The 19,715-nt window shown below is 52.6% G+C and carries 16 protein-coding genes, 10 tRNA genes and 1 pseudogene; 20 read left to right on the forward strand and 7 right to left on the reverse strand.

What is annotated here, in order from left to right; genetic code table 11:
• Positions 1-20 precede the first annotated feature (20 nt).
• The 11 genes from AC6CHQ_RS15670 (at position 21) to AC6CHQ_RS15720 (ending at position 2,211) form a co-directional block, all read left to right on the forward strand.
• A tRNA-Phe gene (locus AC6CHQ_RS15670) sits at positions 21-96 on the forward strand.
• Between the two features lie 3 nt (positions 97-99).
• Positions 100-175: transfer RNA gene (locus AC6CHQ_RS15675), tRNA-Thr, on the forward strand.
• Between the two features lie 5 nt (positions 176-180).
• Positions 181-264, forward strand: a tRNA-Tyr gene (locus AC6CHQ_RS15680).
• A gap of 5 nt (positions 265-269) precedes the next feature.
• Positions 270-343: transfer RNA gene (locus tag AC6CHQ_RS15685), tRNA-Trp, on the forward strand.
• A gap of 13 nt (positions 344-356) precedes the next feature.
• Positions 357-432: transfer RNA gene (locus tag AC6CHQ_RS15690), tRNA-His, on the forward strand.
• 51 nt (positions 433-483) lie between these two features.
• Positions 484-559: transfer RNA gene (locus tag AC6CHQ_RS15695), tRNA-His, on the forward strand.
• A gap of 1 nt (position 560) precedes the next feature.
• Positions 561-632: transfer RNA gene (locus tag AC6CHQ_RS15700), tRNA-Gln, on the forward strand.
• 6 nt (positions 633-638) lie between these two features.
• Positions 639-714: transfer RNA gene (locus AC6CHQ_RS15705), tRNA-Gly, on the forward strand.
• A 9-nt stretch (positions 715-723) separates the two neighbouring features.
• A tRNA-Cys gene (locus AC6CHQ_RS15710) sits at positions 724-797 on the forward strand.
• Between the two features lie 28 nt (positions 798-825).
• Positions 826-910 (forward strand) — tRNA-Leu (locus AC6CHQ_RS15715).
• A gap of 161 nt (positions 911-1,071) precedes the next feature.
• On the forward strand, positions 1,072-2,211 hold the full coding sequence (locus tag AC6CHQ_RS15720; protein WP_498082030.1) for a hypothetical protein: 1,140 nt from the start codon (positions 1,072-1,074) through the stop codon (positions 2,209-2,211).
• Between the two features lie 95 nt (positions 2,212-2,306).
• On the opposite strand, the gene AC6CHQ_RS15725 is transcribed toward AC6CHQ_RS15720, so the two are convergent.
• Complete coding sequence (locus AC6CHQ_RS15725; RefSeq protein WP_092056246.1) at positions 2,307-3,293, reverse strand: diaminopimelate dehydrogenase; 987 nt, start codon at positions 3,291-3,293, stop codon at positions 2,307-2,309.
• An 858-nt stretch (positions 3,294-4,151) separates the two neighbouring features.
• On the opposite strand from AC6CHQ_RS15725, the pseudogene AC6CHQ_RS15730 reads away from it, so the two are divergent.
• The 3 genes and pseudogenes from AC6CHQ_RS15730 to AC6CHQ_RS15740 all read left to right on the forward strand — a co-directional run bounded on the left by AC6CHQ_RS15730 (position 4,152) and on the right by AC6CHQ_RS15740 (position 9,152).
• Positions 4,152-5,744 (forward strand): annotated as a pseudogene (locus tag AC6CHQ_RS15730) (solute:sodium symporter family transporter).
• A gap of 267 nt (positions 5,745-6,011) precedes the next feature.
• Complete coding sequence (locus AC6CHQ_RS15735) at positions 6,012-7,439, forward strand: MDR family MFS transporter (RefSeq protein ID WP_498082031.1); 1,428 nt, start codon at positions 6,012-6,014, stop codon at positions 7,437-7,439.
• 255 nt (positions 7,440-7,694) lie between these two features.
• On the forward strand, positions 7,695-9,152 hold the full coding sequence (locus AC6CHQ_RS15740; RefSeq protein ID WP_498082032.1) for a carbon starvation CstA family protein: 1,458 nt from the start codon (positions 7,695-7,697) through the stop codon (positions 9,150-9,152).
• Positions 9,153-9,369: 217 nt separating this feature from the next.
• On the opposite strand, the gene AC6CHQ_RS15745 is transcribed toward AC6CHQ_RS15740, so the two are convergent.
• Positions 9,370-9,885 carry a DIP1984 family protein gene (locus tag AC6CHQ_RS15745; RefSeq protein ID WP_498082033.1) on the reverse strand — a complete coding sequence of 172 codons (516 nt, stop codon included), beginning with the start codon at positions 9,883-9,885 and terminating at the stop codon, positions 9,370-9,372.
• Positions 9,886-9,897: 12 nt separating this feature from the next.
• Entirely contained in the window at positions 9,898-10,587 is a 690-nt protein-coding gene (locus AC6CHQ_RS15750) for a B3/B4 domain-containing protein (RefSeq protein WP_498082034.1), read from the reverse strand.
• 62 nt (positions 10,588-10,649) lie between these two features.
• Here AC6CHQ_RS15750 and queG point away from each other — a divergent pair, with 62 nt between their 5' ends.
• The 4 genes from queG (at position 10,650) to AC6CHQ_RS15770 (ending at position 13,246) form a co-directional block, all read left to right on the forward strand.
• On the forward strand, positions 10,650-11,804 hold the full coding sequence (gene queG / locus AC6CHQ_RS15755) for a tRNA epoxyqueuosine(34) reductase QueG (protein WP_251240248.1): 1,155 nt from the start codon (positions 10,650-10,652) through the stop codon (positions 11,802-11,804).
• Positions 11,801-12,271, forward strand: a complete 471-nt coding sequence (gene trmL / locus AC6CHQ_RS15760; RefSeq protein WP_251240249.1) for a tRNA (uridine(34)/cytosine(34)/5-carboxymethylaminomethyluridine(34)-2'-O)-methyltransferase TrmL — start codon at positions 11,801-11,803, stop codon at positions 12,269-12,271. The genes queG and trmL overlap by 4 nt, the downstream gene beginning before the upstream one ends.
• A gap of 362 nt (positions 12,272-12,633) precedes the next feature.
• Positions 12,634-12,936 (forward strand): hypothetical protein, encoded by a 303-nt coding sequence (locus tag AC6CHQ_RS15765; RefSeq protein ID WP_251240250.1) that lies wholly within the window; start codon positions 12,634-12,636, stop codon positions 12,934-12,936.
• A gap of 31 nt (positions 12,937-12,967) precedes the next feature.
• Complete coding sequence (locus AC6CHQ_RS15770; RefSeq protein ID WP_251240251.1) at positions 12,968-13,246, forward strand: hypothetical protein; 279 nt, start codon at positions 12,968-12,970, stop codon at positions 13,244-13,246.
• Positions 13,247-13,458: 212 nt separating this feature from the next.
• Here AC6CHQ_RS15770 and AC6CHQ_RS15775 read toward each other — a convergent pair whose 3' ends face one another.
• Positions 13,459-14,760, reverse strand: coding sequence for an NCS2 family permease (locus tag AC6CHQ_RS15775; protein ID WP_251240252.1), 1,302 nt, complete (start codon positions 14,758-14,760; stop codon positions 13,459-13,461).
• 157 nt (positions 14,761-14,917) lie between these two features.
• Here AC6CHQ_RS15775 and AC6CHQ_RS15780 point away from each other — a divergent pair, with 157 nt between their 5' ends.
• Positions 14,918-15,748 (forward strand): aldo/keto reductase, encoded by an 831-nt coding sequence (locus AC6CHQ_RS15780; RefSeq protein WP_251240253.1) that lies wholly within the window; start codon positions 14,918-14,920, stop codon positions 15,746-15,748.
• Positions 15,749-16,150: 402 nt separating this feature from the next.
• Here AC6CHQ_RS15780 and AC6CHQ_RS15785 read toward each other — a convergent pair whose 3' ends face one another.
• Genes AC6CHQ_RS15785 through AC6CHQ_RS15795 form a run of 3 tightly spaced genes read right to left on the reverse strand, consistent with a single transcriptional unit; the run spans position 16,151 to position 17,939 of the window.
• Positions 16,151-16,996, reverse strand: a complete 846-nt coding sequence (locus tag AC6CHQ_RS15785; protein WP_251240254.1) for an RluA family pseudouridine synthase — start codon at positions 16,994-16,996, stop codon at positions 16,151-16,153.
• Positions 16,997-17,041: 45 nt separating this feature from the next.
• Positions 17,042-17,509, reverse strand: coding sequence for a thioredoxin family protein (locus AC6CHQ_RS15790; RefSeq protein WP_251240255.1), 468 nt, complete (start codon positions 17,507-17,509; stop codon positions 17,042-17,044).
• Between the two features lie 4 nt (positions 17,510-17,513).
• Positions 17,514-17,939: a disulfide oxidoreductase gene (locus AC6CHQ_RS15795; protein WP_092056199.1), complete on the reverse strand. Its 426-nt coding sequence runs from the start codon at positions 17,937-17,939 to the stop codon at positions 17,514-17,516.
• A gap of 219 nt (positions 17,940-18,158) precedes the next feature.
• On the opposite strand from AC6CHQ_RS15795, the gene AC6CHQ_RS15800 reads away from it, so the two are divergent.
• Positions 18,159-19,703 carry a carbon-nitrogen hydrolase family protein gene (locus AC6CHQ_RS15800; RefSeq protein ID WP_251240256.1) on the forward strand — a complete coding sequence of 515 codons (1,545 nt, stop codon included), beginning with the start codon at positions 18,159-18,161 and terminating at the stop codon, positions 19,701-19,703.
• The last annotated feature ends 12 nt before the right edge of the window (positions 19,704-19,715 follow it).

Here is a 19,715-nt window from a genome sequence, read left to right on the forward strand (position 1 = left end):
TACATAATTATTTATATGATGGCTTGGTAGCTCAGTCGGTAGAGCAAAGGACTGAAAATCCTTGTGTCGGCGGTTCGATTCCGTCCCAAGCCACCATTTGCCGGCCTAGCTCAATTGGTAGAGCAACTGACTTGTAATCAGTAGGTTGGGGGTTCAAGTCCTCTGGCCGGCACCACCCATGGAGGGGTAGCGAAGTGGCTAAACGCGGCGGACTGTAAATCCGCTCCTTCGGGTTCGGCAGTTCGAATCTGCCCCCCTCCACCATATATAGGGGCATAGTTTAACGGTAAAACAGAGGTCTCCAAAACCTCCGTTGTGGGTTCGATTCCTACTGCCCCTGCCATTATTGACTGACGGCGATTGTGGCGAAGTGGTTAACGCATCGGATTGTGGTTCCGACACTCGTGGGTTCGATTCCCATCAGTCGCCCCATTGTTCGTGTTCCTCACGTTCTCCGGGGTCAATTAATATTATATAACTGTGGCGGTTGTGGCGAAGTGGTTAACGCACCGGATTGTGGTTCCGGCATTCGTGGGTTCGATTCCCATCAGCCGCCCCATTGGGGTATAGCCAAGTGGTAAGGCAACGGACTTTGACTCCGTCATTCGTTGGTTCGAATCCAGCTACCCCAGTTTTTCGCGGAAGTAGTTCAGTGGCTAGAATACCACCTTGCCAAGGTGGGGGTCGCGGGTTCGAATCCCGTCTTCCGCTCCATTTTTATACGGCGGCATAGCCAAGCGGTAAGGCAAGGGACTGCAACTCCCTTATCACCGGTTCGATTCCGGTTGCCGCCTCCATTTTTGTTTATGCATGATTTTACATCATGCCGGTGTGGCGGAATTGGCAGACGCGCACGACTCAAAATCGTGTTCCTTACGGAGTGTCGGTTCGATCCCGACCACCGGTACCAACGAATATACAAATGACAGACGTCTTCGCATCTGCGAGGACGTCTTTTTTGTTCTTCTTCTCCTTTTACGCGTCATCTCACTTTTGAATTAATCAACAGCATTATTGAAAGTGTACATAGAAATCTAAGTATTATGCTAACCCGATGGTTATATATTACTTATGATTAAAACTAATAAAGTTCTTATCACTGTCGGTTCAATTGTATTGTCAATGGGTTTCCTGGCAGGATGTAGTTCTGATAAAGAAACTAAAGCTGATTCAACTGCAATTGCTGCTGAACAATCGGAAATGACTCTCGAAGAAAAGGTTATCAAATACTTTGAGGAATACGAGCTTCCAACAGAAGGTCGGGTCTCAGACGATGATCCACTTTACAACTCTCACAATCCTGAAGAGTATGTGGCTTATGAAAATGGATATATTCTGAGCAAGGAGACCAAGCATGCTTCTACAATAATGAACACTCCAGAAGGATCCCCTGAACCAACTCCAGAGCAAATTCCAGCTGTTGTTGCAGGTAAAATTATTGGTGCCGCCTACGGTCCACAATCACCACTTGATGATAGTGTTGAAATCCGTATACAGAGTCTTGAATTAGCTTTGGAAGCAAACGAAGACGGAACAGTTGAACGATGGCTGACAGAGATGAAAGAAGAATTTGAGTCAATTTCTAAAATGACGGATTCAGTTAAATATGGCGAAAGGCTCTTAGCAGCTATTGATTCTTTGAAGGTAGTTGCTGAGTCGATTACTAATCATTCAATTGAAACTAACGAAGAACAAGCATTGAATGGTGAATTTCTGACTGAACCAGGATACGAACCAGAAATCGCTCAGTTCTTCGCTGACTATGAGCTTCCTGAAGAAGGACAAATCCCGAAGGACGATCCGACGTATCAAGGCGTCAATGCTGAACAACTTGTCGCATATGAAAACGGTATGTTGTTCGACCGAAGCAGTGGTCAGATGGTCGCAAGAAGACATTACCATGACGGCACTGTTCCCGAGCCAACTCCCGAACAAGCTACAGGAGTTGTAATGGGCTCGATCGTTGACGCTACTTCAAACGGAGGCGCTCAAATTCATGCTTCACAAGGGTCTGCACATATGATCAAACGGCTGACAGAAGCAAAGGAATTGAATGAATTTGAGTCACTTGAGGAATGGCTGGATGCAAGAATTGAAGGTTACAAAAAAGCAGATGCCCTGGAAAACGTGGAAGATCGGGTCAAACTTTTAACAGACGAAAATGCTGAATTGAACAAAATGGTCGCTACATTTATGGATAGGCAAGACTAATTGTTTAGTTTTACGATACAGACAGCCATGTGTTGTCTGTTCTTTTTTGTGCACATAAAAAGAACCGCCTAAATTGGCGGCTCAGAAACAATTGATTACAAAAAGTCTTTCCGGAGTTCTTCTGCCGATCGCGGCGAGATGTATCCTGGTGCTACGTCATAAACAGTTTTGGCGCCGTACTGTTTTTCCTGGCTCAATCGGTGAGCGGCCCGTGCGTAGGCTACGAGGACGCTTGCCGTGAATTCCGGGTTGCTGTCGAGCTTCAGGGAGAATTCGAAGATCTGCTTGTTGCCGTCTCCGGTGTTTCCGCCACGGATGACAAATCCGCCGTGAGGGGCTTTGGAATGGTCACGCTTGAGTTCTTCTTCGGTGATGAAATTGACTTCCGTGTCGTAGTCAGCAAAGTAGTTCGGCATTGTCTTGATCTCGTTTTCGAGCGCTGCCTGATCCGCTCCTTCATCCGGCACGATGTAGCAGACACGGCGGTGCTTTTCAGCTGTCGTTAGTTCAGGATTTTGTCCGCTCCGCACTTTTTCGATAGCCGCATCAGCAGGAATGGTGTATTGCACGCCATTTTTGACGCCCTCTACGCGACGTACCGCATCGGAGTGGCCCTGGCTGAGGCCTTTGCCCCAGAACGTATAGTTCTCGCCGTTTGGTAGGATGGCATCGGCCATTACACGGTTGATGGAGAAGAGGCCCGGGTCCCAGCCGACAGAGATGATCGCAGTGGTGTTGTGCTTTACAGCCACCTCATTGACTGCCTTGTAAAACTCAGGAATCTTCGCATGGGTGTCAAAGCTGTCGACTGTATTGAACAGGCTTGCGAAATGTGGCGTCTGTTCAGGGAGGTCATGCGCCGAGCCGCCGCACAGCAGCATGACGTCGATTTTATCTTTATAGTCGGCTGCATCGGAAATATGGGCGACTTGGATGGACGAATCGTCCAGGTTCAGGGATTCCGGTTCTCTTCTCGTGAAGATGGCAACGAGTTCAAGGTCAGTTGTCTGCCGGATGGCTGCCACTGCGCCTTTTCCGAGATTGCCGTACCCGACGATGCCGATTCTGATTTTAGATTCCATGTTCTCATCTCCCATTATCTAAAGTTGATCATTCTTGGCGAATGCCCAAAACTCCATTGTTCGAAGCTTCTCGAAATTTCGGGTTTTTACATTATAACACTAGTGGAGTGCAGGGATAAACGATGGGTTCCCCTGTTCCAGTATGGTTGGAAACAAGTCGGTCTCCATTTCATCAGCTCATCGCGGAAATCGTATTCTACAGTGTGGTTAAAAGGGCTGCTGTCAAAGTCTTCGGATCATCTGGAAGTTATTATAAAGTTCGGGATGTTGGTGCAGTTCGTGATGCAGGCTGACCGCCAGTTTAAGATTCTCCATTTTCATGATCCGTACTCGCATCCATCCGACTGAAAACCCTTTCTGCCAGAATAGTATAACAGTTTTTGCGGAGGGTAAGCTGAAACATTGATGGGTTTGACCTTTTTTGATATTATATAATCTGAAGGATGGAACAAGACAGATAGGTTGAAAGCTGCCAAATCAGATTTCGAGGTTTAGCCTTTATGGAAGTAGGGTAGAGAGCTGAGAAGAGAGAAGGCAGGTGGTATGAATGACACGGCAATGGAATTTTATCATCGGCAATAAATTGATTACTGTTTATGACCGAAATGAGGAACAGGCTGAACAGAAAGCAATGAGACTTTATCGAGAACTCAAGAAGACAGCCTGACTGACAGTCCATCCATTACTGGATGGGGTTTTTTATTTCATGAAATTTATGTTTGAAAGATCTGGACGGTTAATCTCGCTGATAAATCGGGTTTGGCCTATCAGGAAAAGCTTCCAACGCTGATTCTGTCTTACATCATCACGGGGCAGGAAATTCAGCATGCTCCAATATTGAATGTGCAGGTGGAAATGATGGATGCTTTTTCAGTTGCGGTATTTGTGTTCATTGTAGGCGGTATTTGGCTATATGCGTTTAAAAGAAGCCGATCCGTTGATAACAATAGCGGGGAAGGCTTCTTTTTGGGTGGCAGGAGCCTGACGGGGCTGACGATTGCCGGGACCATTATCATGACTAATTTGTCAACGGAACAGATTGTCGGCCAGAATGGCCAGAGTTTTGCCGGAGGGATGCAGGTCATGGCCTAGGAAGTGACCTCAGCATTCGCATGTGTGGTCTTGGCGCTGGTCTTCCTGCCGAAGTATTTTAAATACGGGGTAGATACAGTCTCGGATTTTGTAGAGATCCGATACGACACGACGACAAAGCGGATCGTTTCATTATTGTTCATCGTGACGTATATGTCGTCGTTCCTGCCGGTTGTCCTCTATTCCGGTGCGCTCGTGTTTAATAAGATTTTTCATATCGATGAGACATTCGGATTGGATCCGCTTGTTTCCATTGCATTGATCGCAGCATTTATCGGCATCATCGGTCTCGCTTACCTGATGCTCGGCGGCCTGTCGCTCAGTGCGTACAGTGACACGCTTTACGGAGTCGGTTTATTTGCAGGCGGTCTCGCCATCCTCGTCCTCGGTCTGTCCGCACTTGGGAATGGCAGCGCGATTGAAGGTATTGCCGCAGTGAAGGAACGGTCACCGGAGATGCTGAACGCCATTGGAGCCGCTGATTCCGAACTGGTCCCATGGCCGACACTGTTTACCGGGATGCTCTTCAACAATCTGTTCTTTTGGTGTGCAAACCAGATGATCGTCCAGAAGACACTCGCCGGCAAGAGTCTGAAGGAAGGACAGAAGGGAGCACTTTATGTAGGGTTCTTCAAGATCTTCGGTGCGCTGTTTCTTGTCCTTCCCGGAATTGTTGCCTTTAACCTGTACGGCGACGGTATCTCAAATCCGGACAATGCCTACCCGACGCTGGTTTCGGACGTTTTGCCGGAATGGGCATACGGTATTTTTGCGGCGGTGATTTTCGGTGCGATCCTCAGTTCGTTCGTCGGATCTCTGAATGCAACAGCAACACTGTTCACGCTGGACTTCTACAAACCGATCTTTAAGCGCGATGCAACGGATCGGCAAGTGGCAAGAGCAGGAAAGCTGGTGACCGTCATTGTAGGTTTTGTGGCCGTTGTGATTGCGCCGCTGATCTCCTTTGCACCAGCCGGCCTATATGCAGTCGTACAAGAATTCAATGGAATCTACAGTATGCCGATGCTGGCAATTATCTTATTCGGATTTTATTCGAAGTCAGTAACGGCGTTTGGGGCCAAGGTAACTTTCGGTTTTCACATTGTGGCTTACATACTGTCCAAAGTATTTCTCGACATCCATTACCTATATGTGTTTGGAATTCTGTTCATCATGGACTGCCTGCTGTTATGGGGAATCGCGAAAATAAAGCCACTAAAGCAGCCATTCCAATTTGAAGACAATCACAACAAAGTCGACCTGACTCCCTGGAAGTACAGGAATGGCGTAGCAGCACTGGTTGTCATCACAATGGTGGGCATGTATCTGTTCTTTTCTCCGCTCGGAATCGCCTCTTAAATAAACATTCCTCAATTTACTCACCATAGCAATTCCCCCTCATGGTTGAAAGCTGCCTGCATCTGCGGGCAGCTTTCTTCTTTTCAGAGCTCAGCCGCTTGTACGGATGGGCGGCTCCAAGCAGATTTTAATCGGGGACCGGGCCGATATTGTTGAGATGAATCGCCTTTGCCGAAGCGGTTAAATTTACTGGCTTGGGTTGGGCAACGGAAGTTTTTTCCCTTATACTTGACGGTATCTCCATACATAAGAAAAGAGGAAATGCCCATGCAGCAACCTGAACAGTCTGCGGCTCTTCCCGCATACAACCGGACGGTCATCCTGATTGTCCTGATCGCAGGGGCATTTGTGGCCCTGCTGAATCAGACTCTGCTTATCGTAGCACTGCCGCCCATCATGGGGGACTTTACCATAGACGCAAACGAAGCGCAGTGGGTGACGACAGTTTATCTGCTGACCAATGGAATCCTGATACCGATTACGGCGTTCCTGATCGATCGCTTTTCAAGCAGACGGCTTCTGATGGTGGCAAGCGGCCTGTTTGCGGCTGGCACGCTTGCTGCAGCCGTTGCCCCGAGTTTTTTCTTCCTATTGCTTGCCCGGATCATCCAGGCGGCGGGAGCGGGGATGATGATGCCGCTCATGCAAACAATTCTCCTGACCATCTTTCCGGTGAACCGGCGCGGCTCCGTAATGGGACTTGTCGGACTGGCCATCGGTTTTGCTCCGGCTATCGGGCCAACACTGGCAGGCTGGGTGCTCAGCTTCGGTTCCTGGCGGATGCTCTTTACAATTGTCTTGCCGCTGGCCGTGCTGCACCTGATTGCCGTATTCATCTTCATGAAGAATGTCACGCAACAGCGTCCGGTGAAGATTGATCTGCCTTCAGTCGCTTTATCTACGCTGGGCTTCGGCGGATTGCTCTATGCCTTCAGCAGTATCGGCGGGGAAGGCTGGCTGAGTCCGAACGTGCTGATTTCCACTGTCGTCGGGTCTGTCACGCTGTTCCTGTTTATCCGCCGTCAATTGGCCTTTGATAAGCCGATCCTGAATTTCGGCGTGTTCCGCTCCGGTGTCTATCGGCTCATCATCCCGATGGGCATGATCACATTCGCGCTCCTGATCGGCACCGAAACCCTGCTGCCCCTGTATGTCCAAAATGTCCGCGGGGGGACGGCGTTCGAGTCGGGCCTGCTGCTCTTGCCCGGTGCCATCGCAATGGGGGCCATGTCCCCGTTTTCCGGACGGATTTTTGACCGGTTCGGAGCCGGCTGGCTCGTCGTTACCGGATTTGCCCTTCAGGTCGTGACGACGGTGCCGTTTGTCCTCATGACGCCGGACACGCCGCTTGTTTTCCTGGGGGTTGTATTCGGCCTTCGGATGCTTGGCCTGTCCATGCTGATGATGCCGCTCAGTACAGCGGGGATCAATTCCTTGCCCGGTCACCTGATTGCCCACGGCACGGCGATGGACAATACGTTCCGCCAAATCGGAGGGTCTGTGGGCACGGCACTTCTTGTATCCGTCATGACAGGAACGGCAGCCGCCATCGGGCCGCTGCAGGATCCTTCTCCGGATGCGCTCATGACAGGCGTCCGCGTCGCATTCCTAGTCGGGGGACTTCTGTCGGTAGCCGGCTTTGTCCTGGCGCTCCGGCTGAAAAAGCTGCCCGCTGCTGCCGTACCCGAAGAATAATTGACCTTCCCCCGTCGAAAGTTCACAGCCTGCAACGCCAAACACAAAACGCCTGTCCATTTGGACGGGCGTTTTTCAGATTCAGCTCGTTCGAAGCCACTGATCTTTCAAATAGGCATTACTCGTTACTTGAAACCAACCGACATCTAATCATCTGAATAAATGAAATGATTCTTATTTTATAAAAATATTCTTGTGTAATCTGTTGTAAGTGATAAAATCGTGTAATACAACAGAGAGAAGGGGAATGAAAAAATGATTACTTTCTTGCTAAGCATATTGCTGTTGATCGTTGGTTATTTTACATACGGGAAATATGTCGAAAAAGTATTCGGACCTAAGAATGAACGGCCGACACCAGCCTATGTCAACGGGGACGGTGTAGATTATATACCAATGTCGACTCCGAAGAACTCGTTGATCCAGCTACTGAACATTGCCGGGACAGGACCGGTGTTCGGCCCGATTGCAGGAGCACTTTACGGTCCGGTTGCGTTCATCTGGATTGTCGTCGGCTGTATTTTTGCAGGTGCGGTCCATGATTATCTGACGGGAATGATTTCAATCCGGAATAAAGGGGCTCATCTTCCGGAGCTGGCATCCAAATTCTTGGGCAATATCATGAAGCATGTCGTCAATATCTTTGCGCTGCTTCTGCTTATCCTTGTCGGGACAGTGTTCGTCACTTCACCCGCAATGCTGCTAAATGTCATCTTTGACGGAAAAGTGGCCCTCGCAATTCTTGTAGGAATCATTTTCCTGTACTATATTTTGGCGACATTGCTTCCGATCGATAAGATTATCGGGCGGCTCTATCCATGGTTCGGTGCACTGCTCGTGATTTCGGCTCTTGGTGTTGGAATCGGCCTTGTGGTGACAGGGGCACCGATCCCTGAGCTTTCATTCTCCAACATGCATCCGGGTGAACTTCCGATCTTCCCGCTGCTTTTCTTCACGATCACTTGCGGTGCACTGTCCGGATTCCATGCGACGCAGACGCCGATCATTTCCAGGACGACAAAGCAGGAAAAGGAAGGCCGTAAGATCTTCTATGGCATGATGATTGCTGAGGGCATCATCGCCATGATCTGGGCGGCTGCAGCCATGAGCCTGTTCAACGGCTACGGCGGACTGAATGAACTTCTTGCTGCTGGCGGACCGGCAGCGGTGGTCAGTGATGTATCGGTTATGATGCTGGGCGCCTTCGGGGGGACTCTTGCAGTCCTGGGAGTCATCGTGCTTCCGATTACTTCCGGGGATACGGCTTTCCGTGCGGCCCGTATGATCATCGCAGATTATTTTAAAATCGGACAGGCAAAGATTATGAGCCGCCTCGGGATCGCGATCCCGCTGTTCGTCATTTCCTTCGTGCTGACGAAAATCGACTTCAACCTGCTTTGGCGCTACTTCTCGTGGGCAAATGGCGTGACCGCGATGATTGCCCTCTGGGTTGGTGCGATGTATCTGTTTCTGCAGCATAAGAACCATTGGATCGCAACGGTTCCGGCGATCTTTATGACATCTATGGTTTTTGTTTATATCTTGTTCGAGCCGACGATGGGCTTTGGCATCGACTTGACCGTGTCCTATATCGGCGGCACCATTGCGACTCTGTTCGTTACGGCATCGTTCTTCATCTCCGCACATAAAAAGCGGGGGACGGGCATCCTGCTGGACGAAGATGTATCCGGGTATAATCGGGCAACTATTTAACGATGTGCGTAGCCATACGAAAACGCCCCCGTTCCGCCGAAGCGGAAGGGGGCGTTTTCCATGGCCGGATGCCTGAAATATGACTGGGGGCCATTGCGTTTGCCGTGGTTGGTCATGGGTGATGGGTCACAGCGTGACGGGTGACCGGTCATTGGTTTCACTAAGTTAAATGGCATCCGGACCACGCTCCGGAAAGGACTCTCACCTTTCCGGAGTATCAGTAGTAGGCACTATCGTCGAAATCGAGGATGACCGAATAATTTTTCGCGTTGACGGCATTGGACAGCTTGTGTGCCCGGCGCTCGGCTTCCTCAGCCTTTTTGCGGTAGTCTTCAGGATCGAACAAGGCGACACGGTAGACGACCGTTCCTTCCGCATAGCCGAACTGGATTTCTTCTTTCTGTGCATGCGAGAAGGTCTTATAGGCTGATGCCTGGGCGCGGAGCTGTGTCGCGAGCTCGATCGCCTCGACGATCGGCATGGGTCCGCCTTCAAATTCCACTTCATTGTCGATATTGGCCCGGTACACGAGGCGGTCCAGCGTACGGCTGTCTTTCCTTACCTGTTCCAGTTCCTGCTCGATCTCTGCCATCGGTCTGCGCCCGGTCTCGGGCTGCTTACCCTTTTCAACGAGCACAAACGCGCTGCGCTGGAGTTCATCGTTCAGCTCCAGAATACGACGGCCGAGGACGCTTTTCAGTTTAATGCCTTCCGCCAGATTGATTTTGCCCATTCGGACTCCCCCTTAAATGTCAGTTGCTCGGTTCCCGGCGTGCAAAATCCCGCCTGTGAAACTTCCGCCGGTTACGGAAGTGAAGAAGGTGCCTGTTTCCTTCAGCAGCACTTCGGCTTCTTCGACCGTCATGGATGGCTGGAGGTAGAGGACATGGAGCGCTTCCGTTGTCTGTTCCGTGACGGCGGTCCTGCCGGAATCTACAAACGGACTGCCGAACGGCCCCTGTTCATCGGAAGTTATAAGCAGGTTCTCGAGATTGTTGATCCTGCCGTTCAGGCCTTCGTATTCGTCTTCCGAAGAACCTTTGCGTATCGATACGTTGTTGGTAACAGCAGCGAGGTCATACAGCCCGCACGGGATTCCTTCCCGGACGGAGAAGAAGTTGTTCAGGTCCACGCCGAGATTGATTTCACCTGGCATCTGGCCTTTTTTCACGCGGCGGATCAGTGCCTCGGCGGAAGGGCGGTAGCGTCCCGGGTCCTTTCCGAATGCCTTCCAGACTTTGCGCCATTCGGCGATTCCCGGGATGTCGGCCACATTCTTGTCCTCGAGGTCGATCTGCATCTCCTGGTAAAAGTAGCCGATCCGCCCCTTCAGCATACCGGGAGCATCAGATGTGCTGATTCTGCTATAATGGAGGATGCCGAATTTCAGATCCGGCACTGTTTCAAACAACATCTGATCTGCTTTAATATTCAAGACAATCACCTGTATTTTGTGACTTTTCATATATCGTACCACAACAGAAAGGGGCAGTCCCAATGGATACCGTCACACTGCAACGGGAGCTGCGGGCGTTCGCGCGGGAGGCGGGCATCGACAAGATCGGTTTCACGACAGCTGACCCGTTCAGGGAGATGAAGAACCGGCTTCGGCGCCAGCAGGAAGCGGGCTTCCAGTCGGGCTTCGAGAAAGGTTCCCTCGACGAGAGGACCGACCCCGCGCTGCTTATGGAGGAACCGGAGAGCATCATCGCGATTGCAGTCGCCTATCCGTCGAAGCTGGATGACGCACCGAAGGGAAAAAAGGGAGCCAGGCGGGGGATGTTTTGCCGCGCCTCGTGGGGACAGGATTATCACGACGTCCTCAGGGACAAGCTGGCCCAACTCGAAGCCTTTATCCTCGAGCGGGTTCCCGGGGCCCGTCTCCGTTCCATGGTCGACACGGGAGAACTCGTCGACCGGGCGGTAGCGGAGCGGGCAGGCATCGGGTGGTCGGGGAAAAACTGCTCGATCATCACGCCGGAGTTCGGTTCCTATGTCTACCTCGGGGAAATGATCACGAACATTCCCTTCGAACCCGATGAGCCGATCGAGGACGGGTGCGGCGATTGCACGCTCTGCCTCGATATCTGCCCGACAGGCGCCCTGATCGAAGGGGGCAGGCTGAACGCACAGCGCTGCATCGCTTTCCTCACCCAGACAAAAGGCAGCCTCCCGGAAGAGTTCCGGACCGAGATCGGCAACCGGGTGTACGGCTGTGACACCTGCCAGACGATCTGCCCGAAAAACAAGGGAATGCACAACCGGATCCATGAGGCGTTCCGCCCAGATCCGGAACTGGCGAAGCCGCTTCTTGAGCCGCTCCTGAGCCTGTCGAACCGCGAATTCAAGGAGGCATTCGGCCATATGTCGGGCTCCTGGCGCGGGAAGAACCCGATCCAGCGCAACGCGGTCTATGCACTAGGCCACTTCAGGGAACAGACGGCACTGCCGGAACTGTCCCGCATCCTCCGCGAGGATGTCCGGCCATATATGCGGGGCGCCTCTGCGTATGCGCTCGGCAAAATTGGCACGGCGGAGGCGGAGACCGTTCTCCGCCATGCAGAATCACGCGAGCGGGAAGAGAAGGTCCTGGAGGAGATCCGGGCCGCGCTCAGCCGCATCGCAGACCAGAAGAAGGAAGTGCACGAATGATTCACGTCGTTTTACATGAACCGCTCATCCCGGCCAATACCGGGAACATCTCCCGCACCTGTGCGGGCACCGGGACCCGTCTCCACCTGGTCCGGCCGCTCGGCTTTTCAACCGATGACCGGATGCTGAAGAGGGCTGGCCTCGATTACTGGGAGCATGTCGACCTTCAATACCATGACCGGATCGAGGATTTGTTCTCCGAGTATCCGGAAGGCGATTTCTACTATCTGACGAAGTTCGGGGAAGGGAACTATGCCGACCGGGACTTCTCAGATCCGGATCGGGATATCTTCTTCGTGTTCGGGAAGGAAACGACCGGTTTGCCGAAGGACCTGCTTGCCGCTCATCCGGAGCGCTGTCTGCGCATCCCGATGAATGACCATATCCGCTCACTCAACCTGTCGAACACGGCGGCAGTCCTCGTCTTTGAGGCGCTGCGCCAGCAAGGCTTCCCGGGCCTCCGGTAAGGAAAGCAGGCATACAAAAGGGACTGCCCGGAAGGCAGTCCCTTTTTCTCAGCTTTGGCTTGCTTTGTTATCTTTCGCAGTGCCGGGCTTGTCTTCATAGCCGCCTGTGAAGATTGCGGAAAGGAAGGCGAAGCAGACACCGAGGATCAATAGAAGCTTCATGTCGGTACCTCCTGGTTCGAAGTTCGATCTCCACCCAGTATAACGCATCCGCCGCAAAAAGAAAACGTACCGCGGTAACGAAGCCGGCACTTCACAGCAAAACCGCCAAATTTCCGACAAGAAATGATTGTGGAAATTGAAACTTTTGGCCTGCCCCGTCCGTATTACAATTAACATCCAAATGAAAGCAGGGATCTATAATGAGAGAATCCACCATCATGCGCTGGGTCACAGGGCTGGGCGAAGCATTTCTCGCCATCCCGTTCCTCGGCGGTCTATATATCCTCGGGTCGGGTTATTCCCTTCTCGGCGTCATGTTCCTTCTCCATGCCATCACGCTCATCCTCGCCGTCCGTGACTTTTCCGCCAAGTCCGGGTCCATTGTCGGCCTCGTGACGAGCGCCATCGCCTGGATTCCGTTCCTCGGCTGGTTCATGCATGCCGTGTCCGCCGTGTTGCTTATTTTCCAGGCCATCACCTCGCGCCCGAAGTCGGACTATTGATGGCCGGCAGTAAGAGGAGGGCCGCACAGACATGGATTCATTGATTAATCTGATGCTTCTCGGCGTGGCGCTGATCTCAGGCGGCATGTTCGGATACATCTTCCTGATGTTATATCAGAGAAACAAAAAAGCCGGACTGGCTTTGCTGGCCACTGCACTGGTGGCGGCGCTGCTGCAGCTTTATCTGCTCTTTCTGCTGTCACCATGGCTGACTGCAGCGGTCTTCGTGATCTACGCTGTCATTGGAGCCGTTGTGGCATGGACACTTAAGAAAAAGCAGCGACAGGCGGCGGACAGATCCATAAAATAAAAAAACGGCAACGGTCAGACAGCCCCCTGAGGCTTCTGTACCGTTGCCGTTTCTGTTTTCAGATGAGTTCGGTACTGACGTTTGTTGCATCGTCATACCGATTTGTCAACGTTCCAATGAAGTATAGCAACGTCTCAATGAAGTATGTTAACGTCTCAATGAAGTATAGCAACGTTTAGCATACCGCATGGAGCGGAAATTCCATTCCACATTCAATGAGGCAAGAACAGCAGCTGATAGGCGAACATCAGCGCGAATACGTAAAGGAGCGGGTGGACATCGCGCCATCTGCCCTTGACGATCTTGATGATCGGATAAGAGATGAAGCCAAGCGCAATCCCGGTCGCGATGCTGGAAGTGAGCGGCATCGTGAGAATAATCAGGAACGCAGGGAAAGCTTCGTCAAAGGAATCCCACTCGATCTCCTTGACGATGCCGATCATCAGGCTGCCGACAATGATCAGCGCGGGAGCCGTGATCGCGGCAACTCCGGACAGCGACCCGACAAGGGGTCCGAAGAACGAAGCGATGATGAAGAGCACACCGACCGTCACGGTCGTAAGCCCGGTCCGGCCACCGACTGCCACGCCGGATGAGGATTCCACGTAGGCGGATGTCGGGCTCGTCCCGAACATTGCGCCCGCAGTGGCGGCGACCGAATCGGCAAGCAGGGCTGGGCGGACCCTCTGCATCTTGCCATTTTTGATAAGGCCGGCCTGGCGTGCCACTCCGAGCATCGTACCCGTCGTATCAAAGAGCGTCACCATGAGGAAGGCGAATACGACACCATAAAGGCCATGGGAGATGACGTCACCAAATGCATCGATCGGGTTCCAGACGATGATCCCCTCCGGCAGATGCGGCATTTTCATAAGCCCTTCCGTGAAACGGAGCTGGCCGGTCATATAGGCGACAATGCCTGTGACTGCCATGCCGATGAAAATGGCCCCGTACACATTACGCGCCATCAGGATGACTGTGATCATCAATCCAAACAATGAAAGCAGAACGGGAGGGGAAGTCAGGTCGCCGAGCTTCACCAGATTGGTTTCGTGGTGTGCGACAATCCCTGACAGCCGGAGGCCGATAAAGGCGATAAAGAGCCCGATTCCCGCCGTGATGCCATGCTTGAGGTTTTCAGGTATGGCGTCAATGAGCTTTTCACGTATCGGGGTAAGCGACAAAATGACGAAGATGATTCCAGCTACAAACACGGCCGATAAGGCTGCTGTGTAGTCGAGGGCGCCGTCAGATGCGATGATGACCGATGTAAAGTAGGCGTTCAGTCCCATGCCCGGGGCGATGGCGATCGGGTAGTTGGCAAATAGCGCCATCCAGAGCGTACCGATCACAGATGCAATGATGGTCGCCATGAATACCTGGTCGAACGGAACGCCCGCATCAGCAAGGATGATCGGATTGACGATGATGATATAGGCCATTGTCAGGAACGTCGTCATGCCGGCCAGAACTTCTGTTTTTACTGATGTATCATGCTGTTTCAATTGAAACACGGAATTTCCTCCTTTGAAAAACACGAACGATTAAAAGGGCCATCCAACATATTATTCGTTTTAAATCAGAATTTCAACCAAAACATAAAAAAACAGATGATTCGATTTCATTGTCATGCTCCGATAAAATGGAAGGGTATCAGAAGGAGGGGAAGGTATGGGACTGAATCTGCAGTCGAAGAAAACGCTCGCGAACGGGGTGGAGATGCCGCGCCTAGGTCTGGGCGTGTACAAGATGACCGAGCCGTCCGAATCGGTCGAAGCCATGACAGCGGCGCTCGAAGCGGGCTATCTCGCCATTGATACGGCTTCTCTTTATGGTAATGAGGTCCAGGTCGGCGAGGCGGTCCGTGCATCCGGTGTGAAGCGGGAAGACATCTTCATCACATCGAAGGTCTGGAACACCGATCAGGGCTACGATGAGACGCTGCGCGCGTTCGAAAAATCACTTGAAAACCTGAAGATGGATTACCTTGATCTGTATCTCACGCATTGGCCGGTGGAAGGGAAGTTCACGGATACATACCGGGCGATCGAACGCCTCTATGAAGAGAAGCTGATCCGTGTGCCGGGTGTTTCGAACCACCATCGTCATCACCTTGAGGCCGTCTTCGCAAAGGCCAACGTGAAACCGATGGTCAACCAGATCGAGCTTCATCCGTACCTGAGCCAGGAGCCGCTCCGTGAATTCTGCCAGGAAGAGAACATCGCTGTTACAGCATGGTCACCGCTGGCGCGCGGAAAGCTGATGGAAGAACCGGTCGTGATCCGCATCTCGGAAGCACACGGCAAGACGCCGGCGCAGGTCGTCATCCGCTGGCATCTCCAGCATGACATCATCGTCATCCCGAAATCTGTCCGCCCGGAGCGGGTGCGCTCCAATGCGGATGTATTCGATTTCACGCTTTCTGATGAAGAGATGCAGCAACTTGATGCGCTTAACCGGAACGAACGTACAGGCAAAGACCCGGACAAAATGGATTTCTGAACAGAACAAAAGCGCAAGCGCCCGCTTACCAACGTACAAACTGGAACCCTTCGCAATGAGATAAAGGAAACCCGGCGAGGAACGAGCCGATGTTGACTGATCGCAATGGAGAAGGGTGAAGTTTGCCAGTTGCCGGGCGCTGGAGCTGGCCGGAACAAAAGCGCAAGCGCCCGTTTAGCAACGTACAAACTGGAACCCTTTGCAATGAGATAAAGGAAACACGGCGCGGAACGGGCCGATGTTGAGTTATCGCAATGGAGGAGGGTGAAGTTTGCGAGTTGCTGGGTGCTGGAGCTGGCCGGGGACACCACGTGAATAGCCGTTATCCAGAGAGTGACGATTTGTAATTTTCTAAGGAACATAAAAGACAGGACCGCGGAATGAATCCGGTCCTGTCTTTTGTTATGGAAGCCATTCCGGGCGCACCGGATCTTCGATGGCCAATGGCCTGCCGGTGAACGGGTGGGTGAAGGCGAGGCGTCCGGCATGGAGCCTGTACTTGCCGTCTCCGGAAGGACGTCCCCCATATAGTTCATCCCCGATGATGGGATGGCCGAGATGGGCCAGATGGACGCGGATCTGGTGGGTACGGCCCGTGTCGAGCTCGAGCTTTACGATGGTTCTGCCGGCATCTTCACGGATCACTTCATAATGTGTGGCCGCCTGCTGTCCGGAAGGCGAGACGCGCCGCCGGGTGGCGTGGTGGCGGTCCCGGCCGATCGGAGCGGAAATGGTCCCGCTCCGCGTCCTGAACCGTCCCGCCGTCTCCGCAACGTACGTGCGCCGGATCGTTTTTTCCTCAAGCATCCGGTCGAACACGGCTTTGGCGACGGGATGACGTGCAATGAGCACGAGTCCGGATGTCCCCTTATCAAGCCGGTGCACATGCTCCGCGTAGGGTCCGAAACGGGCAATGACCCGGTTCATGAGCGTGCCGGTGCCGCCCTGTTCATTCGGATGGACCGCTAGCAAGGCTGGCTTGTGGACAACGAGGCAGTGCGGATCTTCATGGACCACGGTCAGATCCCCGCTTTCCGGGATATATCCAGATACGCCCTCAGGCAGTGTGATGGCGAGCGACGTGGCGGCGGGGAGCGGTTCATTCCACCGGATCCGTCCGCCGTCCGAGAGTTTCACGGCGTCCGCCATGCGCAGTTCGTGTACCGTTTTGCGGCTGAGGCGCCACCGGTCCCGGAGCAGGGCCTCGGCGGTCAGACCTTCTTCTTCAATCACATAAGTGAATTCCATGTTCTCACCCTTTGAAAAAAGCCGCGCTTGCCGCGCGGCTTTGGATTATTTTGCGTATTCGTTCAGGAAAGCTTCGATGTTTTCATTTGGCTGGGCGCCGATCATACGGCCGACTTCCACGCCGTCCTCAAAATGGATCAGTGTTGGGGTAGAATCAACTTGGTATTGGATAAACCCGTCCTCATACTCTAGCAGATTAAACTGGTCAATCTGGACGTCCATGTCTTCTGCGATCGGCATGAGGCGAGGCGTCATCTCCTGGCAGTACTGGCAGGTCGGGCTGAAGAAATAAGCAGTGACCGCTTCTCCTGATTCAATCTTTTCCGACAGTTCATCAGGAAGGATGATGTTCTGGTAGTTCTCGTCATCCAGCTGGTCGATCGTCGCCTGCTGAAGTTTTTTGTCCCCATAAGGGCTGTTTTCCAGCTTGGACTGGTTGGACTGGTTCGTGAGGAAGACGATCATGGCGAATACGACAATGACCGCGCCTCCGATGATGAGCAGTTTTTTCATATGTTCAGTTCGACTCCTTCTGTCGCTTCAGCATAAGGAAGCTGATGACGGCAATGATGATAAATGCAATGAGTGCCAGAAACGGGATGGTTACAAACCCAAACCAGTTGATGTAGGCACCGGTACAGCTGACCTGGCCGCAGGACGGCGCACTGTCCTGGAGAAAAGAGATTTTCTGAATCCCGTAATGGTATAGGGAAATCAGACCGCCGATGACCGACAGCGCCAGTGTGTAGACGGCTGCCCGGAAGTCCTTGCGGAAGTAGGCGACCGCCCCGATCACGACGATCGGATACATCAGGATCCTCTGGTACCAGCACATCTCGCACGGGACATATCCCCGGACCTCCGAGAAGTATAAGGAACCGGCTGTCGCGACCAGCGAAACGGTCCAGACGGCAAGCAGCATATTTTCAAGGCGTTTATCCATTGAACGCGCTCCTGACTTTTGAATTCCTTCTGATTATAGGGTGATTTCCTCCGATATGACAATGATTTTGTCCCGGGAATTGGCGGATGGTGGCAATCTGTTGACGTAATCTCGAAATGAAGAAGTTTATCTTTTAGCTTCCGGGGAAAAGAGATAGAGTTTTCCTGAGGGGCCTTGAGAGCGTATAATGGGCTCAATGCAATGAAAGGGGGCTCTGTCATGTCGGAGCAATTTGATTTGTCATCATTTGAAAAAAGCATGGTCATCCGAGAGATGACCCATGACGATATTGAAGCGATCCTGCGGATGCAGGACGAGTGTTTCCCGGGTATGGACCCGTGGGAAAGGGCTCATCTTGAAAGCCATCTGAACATCTTCCCTGAAGGCCAGTTCGTGGCGGAGCTCGACGGGGAGATCATCGGTTCCTGTTCAAGCCTTATCATCAACTTTGATGAATACGACGACCGGCACACATGGGATGATGTGACGGATGAGGGCTACATCACCAACCACAACCCGGAAGGCTACAATCTGTACGGGATTGAAGTGATGGTGCACCCGGATTACCGGCGGATGCGCGTCGGGCAGCGGCTGTATGAAGCGCGCAAGGACCTGGCCCGTGCACTTAACCTGAAGTCGATCGTCATCGGCGGGCGGATTCCTAACTATTATAAACATGAAAAAGAGATGACACCGCGTGAGTATGTCGATGCCGTGTCCCGGCACAAGATCTATGACCCGGTGCTGTCCTTCCAGCTTTTGAATGACTTCACGCTCATGCGGGTCAATCCGGACTATCTGCCGGATGACTTAGCGTCACGCAAGTATGCAACGCTCATGGAATGGAACAACATCGACTACAAGCCGCAGTCCAAGCGGCACTTCAAAACCAGCTACCCTGTCCGGATCTGTGTGGTGCAGTATCAGATGCGCCAGATTTCCAGTTTCGATGATCTGGCCGGTCAGGTGGAGTATTTCGTGGATGTCGCATCGGATGCTTATTCCGACTTTGTCGTATTCCCGGAAATCTTCACGACCCAGCTGATGTCATTCCTGGACGAGCCGATCCCGAGCATCGCGGTGCGCAAGATGACCGACTACACAGAGCCTTACATCGAACTTTTCACGGACCTTGCCGTCCGCTATAACATCAACATCATCGGCGGCTCTCACTTCGTGATGGAAGAGGATGAGGAAATCTATAACATCGCGTATCTGTTCCGCCGTGACGGGTCGATCGAAAAGCAGTATAAGATCCACATCACCCCGAACGAGCGGAAGTGGTGGGGAATTTCTGCAGGTGACGCGGTCCGCGTCTTTGATACCGATTGCGGCAAGATCGCCATCCAGATCTGTTATGATATCGAATTCCCGGAACTGGCGCGCATCGCAACCGACATGGGTGCGAACATCATCTTCACGCCATTCAACACGGAAGACCGGCAGGGGTATCTGCGCGTCAGGTACTGTGCCCAGGCACGTGCCGTCGAAAACCAGGTGTACACGGTCATTTCAGGGACGGTCGGCAACCTGCCACAGACCGAGAATATGGACATTCAGTATGCCCAGTCGGCAATTTTTGCGCCATCGGACTTCGAATTTGCCCGTGACGGCATCGTCGGTGAGACCAATGCCAATGTCGAAATGGTGCTGATTGGAGACGTCGATCTCGAAATCCTGCGCCGCCAGCGCCAGGACGGCACGGTCAAGCAGCTGAAAGACCGCCGCCATGACGTGTACCGCGTCGAGTACAGGAAAAACTGATCCAGACAAGAG

Source organism: Bhargavaea sp. GQ12 (assembly GCF_059758705.1).